Annotated in this window: 19 protein-coding genes; 16 read left to right on the top strand and 3 right to left on the bottom strand. The window is 40.5% G+C overall.

Translation table 11 applies throughout. The annotated features are described in order from the left end of the window. Positions 1 to 37: 37 nt before the first annotated feature. The gene (locus D1B33_RS06295) at positions 38 to 802 is read right to left on the bottom strand and encodes a TSUP family transporter (RefSeq protein WP_118875519.1); all 765 of its coding nucleotides are present in this window, start codon (positions 800 to 802) and stop codon (positions 38 to 40) included. A 138-nt stretch (positions 803 to 940) separates the two neighbouring features. Further along, positions 941 to 1,876 (bottom strand): DUF1385 domain-containing protein, encoded by a 936-nt coding sequence (locus tag D1B33_RS06290; protein ID WP_118875518.1) that lies wholly within the window; start codon positions 1,874 to 1,876, stop codon positions 941 to 943. 131 nt (positions 1,877 to 2,007) lie between these two features. Between D1B33_RS06290 and D1B33_RS06285 the strand changes: the two genes are divergently transcribed. The 15 genes from D1B33_RS06285 to glpK all read left to right on the top strand — a co-directional run bounded on the left by D1B33_RS06285 (position 2,008) and on the right by glpK (position 13,523). Beyond that, a complete protein-coding gene (locus D1B33_RS06285; protein WP_407656707.1) occupies positions 2,008 to 2,460 on the top strand; it encodes a hypothetical protein in 453 nt (150 codons plus the stop codon). Positions 2,461 to 2,494: 34 nt separating this feature from the next. Then, the gene (gene aroQ / locus D1B33_RS06280) at positions 2,495 to 2,923 is read left to right on the top strand and encodes a type II 3-dehydroquinate dehydratase (protein ID WP_118875516.1); all 429 of its coding nucleotides are present in this window, start codon (positions 2,495 to 2,497) and stop codon (positions 2,921 to 2,923) included. Between the two features lie 14 nt (positions 2,924 to 2,937). Beyond that, positions 2,938 to 3,999, top strand: a complete 1,062-nt coding sequence (locus D1B33_RS06275) for a M24 family metallopeptidase (protein WP_118875515.1) — start codon at positions 2,938 to 2,940, stop codon at positions 3,997 to 3,999. A gap of 15 nt (positions 4,000 to 4,014) precedes the next feature. Further along, positions 4,015 to 4,572, top strand: coding sequence for an elongation factor P (gene efp, locus D1B33_RS06270; RefSeq protein ID WP_118875514.1), 558 nt, complete (start codon positions 4,015 to 4,017; stop codon positions 4,570 to 4,572). Positions 4,573 to 4,776: 204 nt separating this feature from the next. Beyond that, positions 4,777 to 4,983 carry a stage III sporulation protein AC gene (locus D1B33_RS06265; RefSeq protein WP_118875513.1) on the top strand — a complete coding sequence of 69 codons (207 nt, stop codon included), beginning with the start codon at positions 4,777 to 4,779 and terminating at the stop codon, positions 4,981 to 4,983. An 8-nt stretch (positions 4,984 to 4,991) separates the two neighbouring features. After that, positions 4,992 to 5,369 (top strand): hypothetical protein, encoded by a 378-nt coding sequence (locus D1B33_RS06260; protein ID WP_118875512.1) that lies wholly within the window; start codon positions 4,992 to 4,994, stop codon positions 5,367 to 5,369. Between the two features lie 14 nt (positions 5,370 to 5,383). Further along, positions 5,384 to 6,295 carry a stage III sporulation protein AE gene (locus D1B33_RS06255; protein WP_118875511.1) on the top strand — a complete coding sequence of 304 codons (912 nt, stop codon included), beginning with the start codon at positions 5,384 to 5,386 and terminating at the stop codon, positions 6,293 to 6,295. A gap of 311 nt (positions 6,296 to 6,606) precedes the next feature. Beyond that, positions 6,607 to 7,017: a hypothetical protein gene (locus tag D1B33_RS06250; RefSeq protein ID WP_118875510.1), complete on the top strand. Its 411-nt coding sequence runs from the start codon at positions 6,607 to 6,609 to the stop codon at positions 7,015 to 7,017. Then, positions 7,014 to 7,553: a SpoIIIAH-like family protein gene (locus D1B33_RS06245; RefSeq protein ID WP_118875509.1), complete on the top strand. Its 540-nt coding sequence runs from the start codon at positions 7,014 to 7,016 to the stop codon at positions 7,551 to 7,553. The genes D1B33_RS06250 and D1B33_RS06245 overlap by 4 nt, the downstream gene beginning before the upstream one ends. Before the next feature lie 176 nt (positions 7,554 to 7,729). Continuing rightward, positions 7,730 to 8,233: an acetyl-CoA carboxylase biotin carboxyl carrier protein gene (gene accB / locus D1B33_RS06240; RefSeq protein WP_118875508.1), complete on the top strand. Its 504-nt coding sequence runs from the start codon at positions 7,730 to 7,732 to the stop codon at positions 8,231 to 8,233. 14 nt (positions 8,234 to 8,247) lie between these two features. Beyond that, positions 8,248 to 9,630 carry an acetyl-CoA carboxylase biotin carboxylase subunit gene (accC, locus tag D1B33_RS06235; RefSeq protein WP_118875778.1) on the top strand — a complete coding sequence of 461 codons (1,383 nt, stop codon included), beginning with the start codon at positions 8,248 to 8,250 and terminating at the stop codon, positions 9,628 to 9,630. 280 nt (positions 9,631 to 9,910) lie between these two features. Then, positions 9,911 to 10,891 carry an LLM class flavin-dependent oxidoreductase gene (locus tag D1B33_RS06230; protein ID WP_233549402.1) on the top strand — a complete coding sequence of 327 codons (981 nt, stop codon included), beginning with the start codon at positions 9,911 to 9,913 and terminating at the stop codon, positions 10,889 to 10,891. A gap of 133 nt (positions 10,892 to 11,024) precedes the next feature. After that, positions 11,025 to 11,429, top strand: coding sequence for an Asp23/Gls24 family envelope stress response protein (locus D1B33_RS06225; RefSeq protein WP_118875506.1), 405 nt, complete (start codon positions 11,025 to 11,027; stop codon positions 11,427 to 11,429). A 156-nt stretch (positions 11,430 to 11,585) separates the two neighbouring features. Further along, the gene (gene tlp / locus D1B33_RS06220) at positions 11,586 to 11,813 is read left to right on the top strand and encodes a small acid-soluble spore protein Tlp (RefSeq protein ID WP_118875505.1); all 228 of its coding nucleotides are present in this window, start codon (positions 11,586 to 11,588) and stop codon (positions 11,811 to 11,813) included. A 219-nt stretch (positions 11,814 to 12,032) separates the two neighbouring features. Then, positions 12,033 to 13,523: a glycerol kinase GlpK gene (gene glpK / locus D1B33_RS06215; protein ID WP_118875504.1), complete on the top strand. Its 1,491-nt coding sequence runs from the start codon at positions 12,033 to 12,035 to the stop codon at positions 13,521 to 13,523. Positions 13,524 to 13,565: 42 nt separating this feature from the next. Here glpK and D1B33_RS06210 read toward each other — a convergent pair whose 3' ends face one another. Continuing rightward, entirely contained in the window at positions 13,566 to 14,168 is a 603-nt protein-coding gene (locus tag D1B33_RS06210) for a hypothetical protein (protein ID WP_118875503.1), read from the bottom strand. Positions 14,169 to 14,348: 180 nt separating this feature from the next. Between D1B33_RS06210 and nusB the strand changes: the two genes are divergently transcribed. After that, positions 14,349 to 14,735, top strand: coding sequence for a transcription antitermination factor NusB (gene nusB, locus D1B33_RS06205; RefSeq protein ID WP_118875502.1), 387 nt, complete (start codon positions 14,349 to 14,351; stop codon positions 14,733 to 14,735). The last annotated feature ends 6 nt before the right edge of the window (positions 14,736 to 14,741 follow it).

Genomic DNA, 14,741 nt, shown 5'->3' with positions numbered 1-14,741 from the left:
GCAGAGGCAATTTCCAGAAATGGAAATTGCCTCTTTTTTAAGCGATGAAATAATCATAGATATTCTTGATAATCAACACAACCGTCATCACTATAAACAATACCCTCACGAAAGCTGCGCCTTTATTCAAAGCCACTTTAGTGCCGATCATAGCCCCGGCAATCATGGAAATCCCCATGATCAATCCATATGCAAACACGACCTCGCCCAAAATCAAGAACATGATCAGCGCCGCAATATTACTGATAAAGTTCAACAGCCTTGCGTTCCCGGCAGCCTGCAGAAAATCAAAACCGGCAAACAGAAAAACGAACATGATAAACGAGCCCGTTCCTGGTCCGAAAAAGCCATCATAAAACCCGAGCAGCGCTATACTTGTATAGAAGAGAAGGCCTCTTTTCCAATTAAACGCTTTTCTCTCCTCCAATTGTCCCCAATTTTTCTTGATGACTGTATAAATGAGCACAACAATCAACATGATGATAATTAAAGGCCGCAATAGCGCTGGGTCCATTAAATGGACGGTCCATGCACCAATCATGGAAAAAATGAAGACAATCGGCAAAATGGGGCCGATCAGCTTCAGATCAATTTTTCCGGCTTTTAAAAAAGTCAGGGAGCTCGTGAAATTCCCCATAGAAGCCGCCAGCTTGTTTGTAGCAATTGCACTTGAAGGAGGGAGACCTACCGAAAGAAGTGCAGGCAATGTGATTAGACCGCCGCCTCCCACCGTTGCGTTAATAAAAGATCCAACAAAACCAAAAAATATCAATATGATTACTTTCACTACATCCAATTCCATTCTGCAAGACCCCTAAAATATGTAATGACGTAATCTTATTAAAAATGGCGGAAAATGTAAATAACTTTATCGGACACTATAATACAACGAGAATAAAAAACGTGTTTGGCAGCTTAGCCAAACACGGTAGTTCAAAACTTAATCATGAGTCAATTCCAAGCCGATGCTTGGATTCTTCTCGATTTCATGCAATTTCTTGAAGGAAGCAATGGCAACTTCCACCATTTCATCTTTCGGCTCCTTGGTTGTTAATAATTGAAGCCACAGACCGGGATACCCAAGATATTTTAAAACAGGTATATTTCTTAGAGCATTTGTTGCCTGCAGTACCTCAAATGAAATGCCAAGGACCACGGGAATCAGTAAAATCCGGATAAGTACACGCAGCCATAGTGGATCGGTCGGAAAGAAGAAATAAACAAACATCCCGATTATGACCGTAAATAAGATAAAACTTGACCCGCAGCGATAGTGCAGTCTTGACTGGTTCTGAACATTTTTGACGGTTAATTCCATTCCGGCCTCGTAACAATTGATTACTTTATGTTCGGCCCCATGGTATTGAAAAACACGCCGAATCAGCGGAGTCATTGAAATGGTATATAAATAGACCAGCAGAAGAATCAATTTAAAGAAAGTCTCCAGGAAGATTTGGGGGTATTTTCCCGAAATCCAAGGGGAAAACAATTCAGCCATAAATACCGGGACTAACGTAAAAATAAATTTCCCGAATAAAAACGAAATAACACCTACTACCGCTACGCCGAGAATCATCTGCAGTTTGGACGTTTCCTCGACATTTTCTTCTTCTTCGCCGGGATCGACATCATAGCGCTCACTGGAAAATTGCAAATGTTTCGCACCAAGCCCGGATGACTCGATCAATGCAATCACGCCTCGAACAAAAGGTATTTTTTTCAGTTTTTGAAATATCGGTTTTCTTGGTTTTTTTGCATAATAATACTCAATAGAATCATCGTTGCGGCGAACGGCAGTGACGGTATGTTCTTTTCCTCCGAACATAACGCCTTCCAACAATGCTTGTCCCCCGTATACAGGTGTCTCATTACTCAACTTCTGCACCACTCTCTCAAAATATGAAACTAATAACCTACCCATTATACTAAATTTTCAGGAAAAGCTCCATGATTACGCATATGAAATTTTAATTTTGGCGAAACTTACAACAAAAAGAGGTGCTGACATTGATGTATTTAGCTGTTGCCACAAGTCTGGCAGCTTCTATTTTCTTGACCATTTCATTGAAGCTATTATCGCTTTTTCATTTTATTAAATGGAATCCTGTAGGGTTTACGAAAAAATTGGAAATTTTTGAGTCCAGCCACTGGGCGACTAAATGGCTGTTTTTACTGATCTTCATTTTTTTAATTACGTTCGTTTTATATCTTGTTATGCAATTTATAGAAATGGTTCCTCCTTTTTTTACTTCACTGATTATTGGAGGGATTTTGGCATTATTATGCGAATGGGTCATTTTTGATTTGCCGGCCGAACTTAAGTCGTTTAAAAAGCTATCCATTCCTTTTATCGTGACGGTTGTCATTACAGCGAGATTCGTATTTGAAACAGCCGTTTTCCACTATCAGGCGGCACATGAGGAAAATAAGTTGCCGTATAAGGACTCTGTGATAAAATAATAGTGGTAATTTCCGTAAAAAGGGGAGAATAGTGATGAAGTTTTTAGTGTTGAATGGTCCGAACCTAAATCGGCTGGGAAAACGCGAGCCCGAGATTTATGGAAGCGAAACACTGGATGATGTGAAGCAAAACTGCGCTAGTCTTGTCTCACAATTCGGTGCATCCGTTGAGTTTAAACAATCCAATCATGAGGGGCAATTAATCGATTGGATTCATGAAGCCGAAGATGAGCAATTGAATGGAATCGTTTTTAACCCAGGGGCGTATACACATACGAGTATTGCGTTGCGTGATGCAATTGCAGCAGTAAATGTACCTGTGATCGAAGTGCACATTTCCAACATACATAAACGTGAAGCGTTCCGCCATGAATCCAAGCTAGCTGCAGAGTGTGTTGGACAAATATGCGGGCTGGGAACCTTAGGGTATGAATTGGCATTAAGAAAGTTCCTGGAACAATGATAGGGGGAAAACAATTGATTAAATTAGAGAAACTACGCAAAGCGTTGACTGAACAAAATGTGGACGCATTGCTTATTACAAATGAATATAATCGACGCTATATGACAGGTTTTACAGGTACCGCGGGCGTCGCCATCATCTCGCAAAATGACGCCGTATTCATAACGGATTTCCGCTATACGGAACAGGCAAAAAAACAAATCGAACATTTTCGCATTGTTCAGCACGAAGGTGTTTTATTTAAAGAAGTTGCTTCACAGGCCGAAAAAATGGGTATTAAAACACTAGGTTTTGAGAAAGATACCATGACATATGGGATGTATGAAACCTACCAAATGCTAATCAAAGCGGAGCTTGTGCCGCTTTCTGGGTTAATTGAAAAAATTCGCTTGATTAAGACCGAACAAGAGATTAAGATTATTAAGGTTGCTTGTGAAATTGCAGATCAAGCATTCTCGCACATTTTGACAGTTATCAAGCCAGGATTAACCGAGCTTGAAATTGCGAATGAATTGGAATTTTTCATGCGTAAACTTGGGGCAACTTCTTCATCTTTCGACACAATTGTGGCGAGTGGAGTGCGCAGTGCATTGCCGCATGGAGTTGCAACTGATAAAGTGATTGAAAAAGGCGATTTCGTCACGCTCGATTTCGGTGCATTATATAATGGATATATTTCAGATATCACCCGTACAATTGCAGTTGGCCAACCATCGGAAAAACTTGTTGAGATGTATCATACGGTCTTGGAATCCCAGCTGCTCGCTCTTGAAAAAGTAGGTCCTGGCATGAATGGGATCGAAGCGGATCGTGTGGCGCGGGATTATTTAACATTAAAAGGCTATGGCGAAGCATTCGGACATTCCACAGGGCATGGAATTGGGCTGGAGGTTCATGAAGGGCCAGGGCTTTCTTCAAGATCTAACACAACCCTGGAACCGAATATGGTTGTAACAATTGAACCAGGCATTTATCTGCCGGGAATTGGCGGAGTTCGTATTGAAGACGATATTTTAATCACAGAAGCAGGCAATGAAAAATTGACTCATTCGTCAAAAGAATTGATTATTTTATAATGGAGGAAAACAACAATGATCTCAGTAAACGATTTCCGTACCGGCCTTACAATTATGATCGATGGCCAATTATACCGCGTATTGGATTTCCAACACGTTAAACCAGGGAAAGGTGCTGCGTTCGTTCGTTCGAAATTGCGTAATTTACGTAACGGCAACGTAACGGAAAAAACGTTCCGTGCTGGTGAAAAAGTGGAAAAAGCGCAAATCGATAACCGTAAAATGCAATATTTGTATGCACAAGGCGATTCCCACGTATTCATGGATATGGAATCCTATGAGCAAACTGAACTGGCAAGTGCACAAATTGAAGAGGAGTTAAAATACCTTCTTGAAAACATGGAAGTGCACATTCAATCATACCAAGGCGAAATGTTGGGTGTCGAGTTGCCAAACACTGTAACGCTTGAAGTAAAAGAAACAGAACCTGGAATCAAAGGGGATACTGCTTCTGGCGGCTCTAAACCAGCTACTATGGAAACAGGTCTTGTTGTCCAAGTTCCATTCTTCGTCAACGAAGGCGATAAACTAATTATCAACACGTCGGAAGGTTCATACGTCTCCCGTGCATAATAAATCAATAATCTAGATGAAAGGCCACTCATGATTGGGTGGTCTTTTTTGTGTTTCAATTTATGCAGCCAACGTACCGAAAGAGTACCAGTGGCCATAAATAGACCAAGGCCTATTTGATTCTATTACCGGCCATTTTTCCGTAGGGGAAGGTCTATTTTTTTGAACAAGCTCATATATTGCCTTACACAAGGAGGCGTCGTGATGGAGTTACAGGACGTTTTGCGAGTAGCGGGGGTAGGGCTGATCATTGCTTTGCTTCATGTTTTCTTTGAGCAAATCGGCAAAAAGGAATTTTCATTCTTTCTATTTTTTATTGCATATCTGTATATAACAGCAGAGCTTATTCGGTTTTTGCGTCTATTCTTTGACGATATTCTTACATTCTTCCAATGGCTTAACTTAAGTTAAGGAACGCTATGACATTTTTAATTTACGCAGTCATTTTGATGTTATTGTTGATTTTCATCAAAGAGACCATCTATCAGCTGCATGGCATCATTGTTGTTATTTTCTTTTTTGTTCTGCTTTATTTCTTGCTGTCGATGCTCACGATTCCTTTTTTGGATCAGCTTCTTTCTTATGTGCAATCAGTACCTTATGTCCCGCAGCTTGTATACTCGGCACTTTTTTATCAGCTTGGCTTGTTTTTTCAATCCATTTTTGAAGAACAAGAATATGAAACCTTTGGCGAAATGGTCATGTTCTCGGTTCGTATCGTTTTGCTGTTTTATTGGACGAGCGAACTGGGAAAAGTGCTTTTTGATTTCTCGTCAATTTTAGAAAAGCTTCAGTAAGGGGCTCTTTGCAAATGAATGAAATTTTGTCGATCTTTATGGACCCATTGAAAGTTGCTGGAAGATCCATTCTGCTAATTTTGACGTATACCATTCTATTTTTGATGGTAGAAGCATTTGTACCAAAGTTTAAAAAATGGGCAGATGCATTGTTTATCATTATCCTGGTTTTGACGCTTGGACAAACAGTGATGGAAGCTTTTGAATTAATGGGGAATCTAGTGAACATTGCATCTGATTTTTTCTTGGCCATTACCCCCATTTTGACGTCACTGCTCGTTGTATTGAATGCTGTTTTTTCGTTTATCGCATGGAGTCCTGTTATTTTGTTTATCTTCGAAATGCTCATCATTCTATGTAAAAAAATATTGATACCGGCCATAACCGTGGCGCTCATTCTTGATTTTTGTACAAGGTTCATACAAGATATTTCCTTTTCCAAGGCGGCCGATTTGATTCGCGGAAGTGTGATGGCATTGATCACGGCTTCACTGATAGCTATGGTAACGGTGCTGTCCTTTACGGGCGTTGCATTTTTCACGATTGACCAAGCCATTGCAAGCCCGGTAAAAAAAGTGATTGAACAAACGGTGCCTATTGTGGGCCATCTAATTGTAGAAGGGTTTACAATCTTTCACAAATATCAATCCACTGCAACAACAGTCATTGGATTCAGCACAATGACGGCATTTTGGGGGGCTTCTTTCTACCCTGCAGGAAGGCTGCTGATTCATGCGCTTACATTTAAGTTTATAGCGGCTGTAGTGGAACCTTTTACGGGAAGTACAGTCAGCGGACTTTTGGATGATGTGGGAAAATCCTTGCTGCTGCTATGCGCAGTAGCCATTCTTCTAGGCATCGCTTTTGTTTTCATATGGCTCATTTTAATGGTTATTTTGCAACTAGGGGTGGGAAAAAGCTTTTGATTAAATTAATCGCGATTGTATTAATAGGAAAATGTTTACTATTGCTTGCTGATGAAAAAGACATTCTTGTCTATGTCAAACTCGCAACTCTCTTAATTTTTTTAACAACCGTGCTAGATTTTCTTAAACTCTAAAGCATAGAGTGTGGACTTGCTTCATACAATGTGTTAAATCATGAAACTTTGTTCAGTATAAAGGTTTTCAACCAGAAGAAAGCGTTTTTCATCAATCAAAAAGAACTGGGCAAAGGTGAAGGCTCTGGGCAAAAGCCAAGAGGATTTTAGTGAAAGGGGGCGCCAAGAAAAAGTGAGGTGGAAAAGAAATGGACAAAACAAAAACTGATCTTTATTCCGATCGCACTATTCGTATTCCTAGCGTACATTTCTGTTACGTGGAATGATTCAAAAACTGAGCAATATAATGCATCAACAGAAGAAGGCAGACTTGAACAAGCCCTCAGTCAGATTCAAGGTGTTGGACAAGTAAAAGTATATTTCCATTATGATGTCAAAAAAAATCAAAGCGAATCCAATAGTTTGCTGGATGGATACTTAAGTTCAAGTGAAGGACCGACATATATATCAGGGTTGCTCGTTGTATCGGAAGGGGCGTCTAATCCCGCTATTCAAAAAAAACTTTTGGATACCATTAGTCGAGTAATGCAAATGCCTGCTCACAGAATTATGATTGTACCGATGGAGAACAAAGGAGATGAACAATGAAAGTAAAAAGAAGAACCGTTTGGTTATTAACGTTATTAAGTTTGGCGGCAGTGATTTCAGTATATTATGTGTTTGAACCTAATCGAAATGTGGACTTAACAACGATCTTTACAGATGACACGTTGCAGGAAACCACATTAACAGGTGTTTCTGAAGAGGAAATTGCAGCTACAACTTCCGAAAGCTACGTCTTTGACGAAATGCGGATGGAAGTAAGCAATGAGCGAGACCAACTTAGAGAGCAGCTTACACAAAAAATTGCATCAGAAGAAATGTCGGCTGAAGAAAAAAATGAAGCATTTAATGAAATGAATGCCTTAATCAAACAAGAATCTTCCGAAGCGATGCTGGAAATGCTGATCAAGTCCCTAGGCTATGCCGATTCATTGGTACGAGTTGAAGGAGAAAAAGTCGCGGTTTCAGTCATCAGTGATGAGCAGCTAACGAAACAGCAAGCAAATGAGATTGTGTATATTATAAAAACGGAACTTGAAAATGCAGATGTAACAGTAAATGCCCAATCAAATTACTATTAAAACAAAAAAGATATTCTGATATAACTTTTGATTCAAAACTATTATACAGTGCCTTCGTTATAACAACGAAAGCACTGTTTTTCGCATTTTCTTAGAAAAATTTAATTATGTATTTAAAAATGAATCAAAAGAATATAAAATGGTAACTGTAGTTATAAAACATAAGGGGTGTTTTCATGTTCAAAATTCAAGAACTAAGAGAAATTATTAAGTTGGTAGACGCTTCATCCATTGATGAATTTGTCTATGAAAACGATGGAGCCAAACTAAAATTGAAAAAAAATAATGGCGTTGTAATGGAAGTTGCAGTTCCTAAAAAAGAAGCGGCTCCTGTGGTGCAACAAACTGCAGTCGCTGCACCGGCAGCAGCTGAAGCGCCAAAAGCAATAGAAGTAAAAACAGAAGAAAAAACTGCGAGTGTGAATGTAAATGATTCGTCATTACATAAAATTACTTCCCCGATGGTCGGCACATTTTATCAATCTCCATCTCCGGATGCTCCAGCATACGTAAAAGCAGGAGACAAAGTAAGCCCTGATACGATTGTATGTATCGTTGAAGCAATGAAACTTTTCAATGAAATAGAAGCAGAAATCAAAGGTGAAATTGTTGAAGTTCTTGTACAAGACGGTCAATTGGTTGAATATGGTCAACCATTATTCGTAGTGAAACCTGAGTAAGGAGGACTTTAATGATGAAAAAAGTATTGATTGCAAACCGCGGCGAAATTGCGGTACGAATTATCCGTGCGTGTAAAGAGCTCGGGATTGAAACTGTAGCAGTATATTCAGAAGCAGATCGTGAAGCGCTGCATGTGAAATTAGCAGACGAAGCTTATTGCATTGGTCCAAAATTATCCAAGGATTCTTACTTGAGTTTCCCGGCGGTCTTGGGTGTTGCCCAAAAAACCGGTGTAGATGGAATCCACCCAGGCTATGGTTTCTTGGCGGAGAATGCGGATTTTGCGGAAAGCTGTGAGCATGTTGGCATTAAATTCATCGGTCCATCTTCTGATTCAATTAAAATTATGGGCATAAAAGACGTTGCACGCAGTACGATGGAAGAAGCCGGTGTTCCGCTTGTTCCTGGGACAGGCATTGTTCCGGATATCGAAACAGGCAAAAAATGGGCAAGTGAAATCGGCTATCCGGTAATCATAAAAGCTACAGCGGGCGGCGGCGGAAAAGGAATCCGTGTAGCTCGTACGGAAGAAGATCTGGTTAAGGGCATTGAAATTACACAGAAAGAAGCTGCTGCAGCCTTTGGCAATCCGGGCGTCTATCTGGAAAAGTTCATTGAATACTTCCGTCATTGCGAAATCCAGGTATTAGCTGATGCACATGGCAACGTTGTGCATCTAGGCGAGCGCGATTGTACCGTTCAACGACGTATGCAAAAGTTGGTGGAAGAAGCACCGTCTCCTGCACTGTCTGAAGAAAGACGTGCCGAAATGGGAGCGGCTGCGGTGAAAGCGGCGCAAGCTTGCGATTACGAAGGCGCGGGTACAATCGAATTTATCTATGACTATCAAGCGGATCAATTTTATTTCATGGAAATGAATACACGAATCCAAGTAGAACACCCTGTAACGGAAATGATTACGGGCGTGGATTTGGTACAGCAACAATTAAAAATTGCTGCAGGAGAACCGCTTCCTTTCACGCAAGAGGATATCAAAATCAATGGTTGGGCAATTGAATGCCGCATCAATGCCGAAAATGCATATAAAAACTTTATGCCTTCAGCAGGAACAGTTGATACGTATATCACGCCAGGCGGATTCGGTGTACGGGTTGATTCGGCTGTATATGCCGGATATACAATTCCGCCATATTATGATTCAATGGTTGCGAAATTAATTGTTCATGCGGATTCCCGTGAGGAAGCCATTGCTAAAATGAGCCGTGCTTTAAGTGAATTTGAAGTGGATGGACCTGGTATCAATACCACAATTCCATTCCATCATGCGTTAATGAACAATGAAGTGTTCCAATCCGGAAAGTTCAATACAAAATTCCTTGAAGAGAACGATATTTTGCAAACAGCCAAAAAAGAAGAAACTCCAGCCGGCGAATAAAAAATTCAACCGGGCGAACAAAATAATTTTAAGCTGCCTCCTGATCCTAATCGATCAGGAGGTTTTTTATGTTCAAAATTTTAGGGTGGATTAGAAAAATTTCCATCGTATAGCACTGAACCTTCATTTCAATTTAAATGGTCTGGTTGATATAAAATGGTTATAAAAGCTGTTGGCTAACTGGATTTAATATAAGCCTGTTAGTAAATGAAAGTTCAATTAAATGATAACTCATCGAATTCCGATTATACTTATAAGAGATTGGAAAGGGGAGAGTACTTTGTTGCCTAAATTGTCAGTGCTTGATTTAGCGCCTGTATTGGAAGGCGGGACACCGGCTGATTCGTTTCAAAACAGCCGGGAGTTGATTCAAGCAGCAGAAAGCTATGGATATCACCGCTATTGGGTGGCGGAACATCATAATATGCAAGGAATTGCCAGTTCCGCGACAGCCGTCTTAATCGGTTTTTTGGCTGCAGCGACGACCACGATTCGAGTGGGATCCGGTGGTATTATGCTGCCGAATCATTCTCCTTTGGTTGTGGCAGAGCAATTTGGAACGCTGGAATCCATGTACCCTGGAAGAATCGATCTAGGGTTGGGAAGGGCGCCTGGTTCCGATATGTTGACAGCACGTGCATTGCGAAGAGATGATCGGGGAGCTTATGAATTTGATCGACTGGTGGATGAATTAATGGGCTATTTTGAGAATGTCGAGCGACCGGTAATTGCGGTTCCAGGGAAAGGCATGGATATTCCGGTATGGTTATTGGGGTCCAGTTTGTATAGTGCACAACTCGCCGGCCGACTGGGATTGCCATATTCTTTTGCAAGTCACTTTGCACCTGACTTGCTGGACGATGCTTTAAATACCTACCGCAGAAACTTCACACCTTCAAACGTGCTGGAACAGCCGTATGCCATGGTGGCCATCAATGCCATTGTTGCCGATTCGGATGAAGAGGCCGAGTTTTTGGCGAGTACCTTATTCCAGCAATTCCTGGGAATGATCAAAGGGAAAAGAGGAAAAGCTTTGCCGCCGAGAGATATGTCCGAAATTTGGTCAGAACATGAAAAGAAAGCCGTAATGCAACAATTAAAATATACATTCTTTGGTTCAAGCGAAACAGTCTACGGGCAATTGGCTGAATTTATGCGCCACCGCGAAATGGATGAGCTAATGGTGAACAGCCCAATATTTGATCAGAAAAAACGCAAAAAATCATTTGAACTGCTGTCCAAGGTCTGGAAGGATTCCTGAGAAAGAAGATGCATTCAGCTACAGCCTTTTGGAAAAGAATAGTGTATAATTAATGAGAATAGAAGTCTTTGTAAACTCGTGTTTTCACAGGAAAGGAAACCCGAGATTTATCAAGTAAGAGAGGATGAAGAAGATGGCTGAGAAAGTAGCAAAAGCTTTCGTACAACCAACTCCTTCTGGCAAAGAAGAACTTGGTCAAATTGAAGTAGCACCTGAGGTAATCGAAGTTATAGCAGGAATAGCAACAACGGAGATTGAGGGTGTAGCAGCGACAATAGGGAATTTTGCATCAGGCGTTGCAGAACGCTTGGGGAAAAAAGTGCATTCCAAAGGTGTTAAAGCAACAATTGGAGAAGAAGGACAGATTGTCATTGACGTCTATTGTTCCGTTAAATACGGCTATTCCATTCCGAAAGTTGCGAAAGAAGTTCAAAGCGTAATCAGACAGGCAATCTTTAATATGACTTCAATTGATACGAATGAAGTAAACGTGCATATTACTGCCATTCAATTTGAAAATGCAAAAGAAGAAGAATAAGTTGATATTGTGAATATTTAAAGCCACAAAAGCTACAAACTTTTGTGGTTTTTTCTTTTTTTCGCTTTAGCAAAGTAATCGAAAATTCGTGTATAAACGATTCTAAAGAAACCAAACTATAGACGTATTTTTAAAAAGATGGCAGGAGGAATAACTATGGCTAAACATCAGAAACCCAATCGTGATGATCGTTCGGACAATGTAGAAAAATTGCAGGCAATGGTACAGAATACATTGGAGAACATTGAAGCTGCTGAAGAAACAATGGCTTTCTCAAGCGAAGAGGAAAAAGCAAAGATCCAGTCCAAAAATGATCGCCGCAAACAAGCGCTTGAAGGATTTAGAGAAGAAATAAAAGACGAAGCTGCTCACAGAGAGCAATAATTTTGCTTCCTTGATGTTTCACATAAGGGAAAAGTAAGGATATGTCCAGGAAAGGCATATCCTTTTTTCTTTGAGGGGGTAAGGAAATACATAGCATAGTTTTCATGAAAGGTTCATTGTATTTTATTGTCAATGAAATTATTTTGGTAGTAGAATGATAAAATATCAGTAGAACCATCTTTATTTAACTTCAGCAATTTAACAGGGGAGGGGAAAAGAATGGAGCAGTACATTTTATCTTTGGATCAGGGGACAACAAGTTCAAGAGCGATTTTGTTCAATCGGCAAGGAGAAGTGGAGTATATTTCACAAAGGGAATTCCGTCAATATTTTCCCAAGGCGGGTTGGGTTGAGCATAATGCGAACGAAATCTGGAGTTCGATTCTTTCTGTGATTGCACAAGTGCTAACTGAAAAAAACATAAGGCCCGAACAAATTGCCGGCATCGGGATTACGAACCAGCGGGAAACAACCGTTGTTTGGGATAAAACGACAGGAAAGCCCATTTATAACGCGATTGTCTGGCAATCAAGACAAACCTCCGGGATATGTTCGGAATTGATTGAAGCGGGATATAACGATTTATTTCGCGAAAAAACAGGTTTGCTAATTGACGCCTATTTTTCAGGTACAAAGGTAAAATGGATTTTGAACAATGTCGAAGGAGCAAAAGAAAAAGCGGAAAGAGGAGACTTGTTATTCGGAACAATCGATACATGGATCATCTGGAAATTAACTGAAGGCAAAGTCCATGTAACGGATTATTCCAATGCCTCCCGGACGTTAATGTATAACATCTACGAGTTGGAATGGGATGAAGAATTGCTCGGCATATTGGGGATTCCATCCTCCATGTTGCCGCAAGTTCGGAATTCATCCGAAATTTACGGACATGTTTCAAAAAAGCATTTCTTCGGTGTGGAAGTGCCGATTGCCGGTATAGCAGGGGACCAGCAGGCTGCTCTATTCGGCCAAGCTTGCTTTGAATCCGGAATGGTGAAAAATACGTACGGAACAGGCTGCTTTATGTTGATGAATACTGGAGAAAAAGCAGTGCGATCCAAACATGGTTTATTGACGACCATTGCTTGGGGAATTGATGGCAAAGTGCAATATGCGCTCGAGGGGAGCATCTTTGTAGCAGGTTCTGCCATACAATGGCTTCGTGATGGGCTAAGAATGTTCCGTGATTCTGCTGAAAGTGAACGATATGCCGAAAAAGTCCAGAGTACCGAGGGAGTCTATGTGGTACCCGCTTTTGTTGGTTTGGGCACGCCTTATTGGGATAGTGAAGTGCGCGGTGCCGTTTTTGGTTTAACACGCGGAACCACGAAAGAACACTTTATACGTGCCACATTGGAATCATTGGCTTATCAAACAAAGGACGTTTTAACTGCGATGGAAGCGGACTCCGGTTTATCATTGAAATCGCTGCGAGTAGACGGAGGGGTCGTAAAAAACAATTTGTTGATGCAGTTCCAGGCGGATCTTTTAAATGTCCCTGTAGAACGGCCTGCCATCAATGAAACAACGGCTTTGGGGGCTGCCTATTTAGCCGGGATTGCAGTAGGTTTTTGGGACAGCAAAGAAGAAATTGCACAGCATTGGAATTTGGAAAAACAATTTGAATCAAACATGGAAGAGCAACAGCAAGTCTCTCTCTATGAAGGGTGGAAAAAAGCGGTAAAGGCGGCGCAAGCATTCAAGTAGGTAAAAAATAGCCCCTCGCTAAGGATGAGGGGGCTATTTTTGCTAATTGTTAAAAGCATAAATTAAACTTAATCGTTGGACGCCGCGTGAAGAGTCAATGGCAGCCTGCGCATGGCGTTCAAAAGATATGCGGTCATGCTTAGTCCTGGCAACAGATGCCAATATGGACTCCTGCATCCAAACCTTGCTAAAGGAATAAGCAAGCGCTTCTGTTTCTTTACCCATTTGGGCAAAAACCAGCGCATTGCTATAGGTCATGAGAGGTTCTTTGTTAATTTGATTTGCTTCCTCCAGGGCAAGTTCATACCGTTCTTTCAATATGAACTGAAGACACCGATAGTAATGCTGAATATGGGGTTGCTTGTATTTATGCAATATAGCATCAATGGCTTCAATTTGATCTTCCTTCGAACCATGGCCCTGCATATAAACATATCGGTAAATCGGCTCTTTTTGTTTGCTTTTTATAAATTTTGCAACTCTTTTGCTGTTCTGGCTTATGTATATTGTGTAAAGCATTTCACCTATAAAAATAAACGAAATGGCCATTAAGAAAACAACAGCAATCCAGAACGGCCATTCAAAAATTGCCAGTACTACTCCCAAAAAGAATGCAATCACTAAATAGATAATCCAGTACCTCATATTTACCACCTCCTCCCAATTTTAGGTGAATCATTTCTAGAAGTCCATTTCATATTAAATCAATATTGTTAAAATATAATTGATTTGGATTAAATTTTAGCAACTTTGTTTGAAGCTGTGTAGAGTAAGATAAAATATGTTATGATAGGGACTAATGTTACAAATGAAGGAGATTTATGCATGAAACGACATGATGCGCGCGAAAAAGCTGTGCAAGTACTGTTTCAGTTAGATAACACAATCGATCTAACACTACAGGAAGCAATTGGCCACGTACTAGAAGAAGAGGAATCGGACTTATTTTTTGAGCAGCTGGTACATGGTGTGACTGAAAATCAACAGGAAATTGATGACCAACTAACAAAAAACCTCGAAAATTGGTCATTGGGCCGATTGCCTAAAATCGAAAGAACTATACTAAGAATGGCGGTATACGAATTACAATATATGCAAGATGCTCCAAGCCGGGTTGTATTAAACGAAGCAATCGAACTTTGCAAAACTTTCGGTGACGAAAAATCAAGCAAATTTGTAAATGGTGTACTCTCAAAATTCACAGAACAATAGTCATCA

The sequence above is a fragment of the Ureibacillus yapensis genome (genome assembly GCF_003515775.1).
Classification (GTDB): domain Bacteria; phylum Bacillota; class Bacilli; order Bacillales_A; family Planococcaceae; genus Ureibacillus; species Ureibacillus yapensis.
The sequence above is the reverse complement of the archived record's forward strand: the minus strand, read 5'-3'. Positions and strand labels throughout refer to the sequence as shown.